At 78.3% G+C, this 2,064-nt stretch carries 1 protein-coding gene; it reads right to left on the bottom strand.

Annotated elements, in window-relative coordinates; translation table 11 throughout:
• Positions 1 to 225 precede the first annotated feature (225 nt).
• The coding region (locus IH13_RS38300; protein WP_234433379.1) for a helix-hairpin-helix domain-containing protein at positions 226 to 2,064 on the bottom strand (1,839 nt) is incomplete at its 5' end.

Below are 2,064 nucleotides of genomic sequence, written 5' to 3'. Positions count from 1 at the left end.
GGGAGTGGCTCGGGGAGCCGTTCGAGGACGCGGATCCCTCGCTGGTGGTGTGCCGCTTCGACGTCAGCGCGGTCTTCGACGACGACGAGGAGGAGAGCGGCACGGACGGCACCGCTCTGCGCCGCGTCTGATCACCGTGCGCCCCGGCCCCGGTCCGTGAGACGAGGGGCCGGGTCCCCGGTGCGGTCCGTCGTACCGCACCGGGGCCGGCGGAGCACACCGGTCCTACCGTTCGGTGGCGCCCGGGGCCGGCAGGGCCTCCAGCAGGGAGCGGAGCCTGGTGGTCCGCTCCTGCACGGGGATCTCGGCCACCGCGCGCGGCAGGGCCTGGTCCACGCCGTGCACCACGGACAGATGCCGCTCACCACGGCTGAACGCGGTGTAGACCCAGGGCCGGCTCAGCCCCGGGGCCGCGTCACCCGGCAGCACGACGACGACGGCGGGCCAGCGCATCCCGGCGGCCTGGTGGGCGCTGAGCGCCCAGCCGTGCCGGACGGCTGACTCGACCCGGTCCGGGCGTACGACGACGGGGGTCCCGGAGCAGTCCAGGCGCAGGCCCTCGGCGTCGGCCGAGACGACCGTCCCGGGCACCACCCTCCCCGGGGCGGGCACGTGCACCACCCGGTCCCCCGGGTCGAAGCCGCCGAACCGGCCGGGCCCGGGGTTGAGCCGCTGCTTCAGCGCCGCGTTCAGCGCCGTGGTACCGGCCGGTCCGCCGTGCCCGACCGTGACGACCTGGGTGTCGGACGGCGGTACGCCGAGGGCTCGCGGCACCGAGTCGGCGACCAGCTGCACCGTGCGGTGGACCGCCTCGCCGGCGTCCCGCACGGGCACGATCACGACTTCCCGGCCGGGTGCGTCGACCTGGTTGAGCTCCCCGACGCCGACGCCCGAGACCAGCTCGCCGATGGGCCCGGGGTCGGGGGTGCGCGACACCACCACCGGGCAGGCACGCGCGGCGAGCACGTCCGCGAAGACCCGTCCGGCCCCCGCGGAACCGAGCACGCCGGGATCACCGCTGAACACCAGCCGGGTGCCGTCGGCGAGCGACTCGACGAGCATCGCGCCCGTCTCCACGTCGATCTGCGGGGCGTCCAGCACCACCAGCAGGTCGACGGCGAGGGCGCCGTCCGCGTCCCGCCCGGGTCCGTCCGCACCGGAGAGGAGATCGGCCAGGACGACGGCGGACCCCGGGTCGCCGACGGCTCCGGCCAGCCTGCGTGCCCCGTTGGCGCTGTGTGCCGTCCCCAGGGCCCGCAGTCCGAGGCCGCGGGCGGCGGCGATCAGGGCGGCGGGCTCGGCCCGGGCGCTCTCGCCGCCGCTGTGGGCGACCAGCCCGGCCGCCCCGGCCGCACGGATCAGCTCGGCGGCCGACGGGGAGGGGGCGGCAGCGGCCGCCTCGGACCAGTCGGCGGCCTTCCCGGCGGAGTTGAGGATCCGGGCCAGGCCGTCGGCGAGCGCCTCCTCGGCCAGGGCGTACCGGTCGAGCCCCAGCAGGACCGTCACCGGCTCCTGGCCGTCCCCGTCCCCGCCGGCCTCCTGGGGCTCCTCCCCGGAGTCCTCCCCGGGGACGCTTCCGTCCTCCCCCGTGTCCGCCGGGTCCAGGCCCTCCTGGAAGACCAGGACACCCCCCTCGGCGACGGCGTGCCGCACGGCCGCCCCGGGATCGGTCACCGCGCGCCCGGCGAGCGCCGCCCGGACCTCCTCGGCGTCGAGCGCGGTGTGGCCCCGCAGGGCCCCCCGCTCCAGCAGCCAGCCCACCAGGGCGGTCGTACGCCGCTCGTCGTCGGGGCCGCACCCGGCGCCGAGCAGGGCACGGGCGAACCCGTCGGCCTGCTCAGGCCGTACGCCGGGCACGGACAGCAGCCGCCACGGGTCCTCGCGCAGGAGCTCCGCCGCCTGCTCGCCGAGGACGGCGGCCGTCGGGTGCGCCAGTGCCCCGGGCGCTTTGCCCTGGGCGAGCACCGCCGCGACCGAGGCCGCGGCCTCCGGGGAGGCGGACCGGACGGCGGGCCGCTCGGGGGCGGGACCGGACGGCCGCACGGGTGCGGGTGCCGCCGCCGG

This window comes from Streptomyces sp. NRRL WC-3549 (assembly GCF_000721935.1).
In the GTDB taxonomy this organism is placed as follows: domain Bacteria; phylum Actinomycetota; class Actinomycetes; order Streptomycetales; family Streptomycetaceae; genus Streptomyces.
The sequence above is the reverse complement of the archived record's forward strand: the minus strand, read 5'-3'. Positions and strand labels throughout refer to the sequence as shown.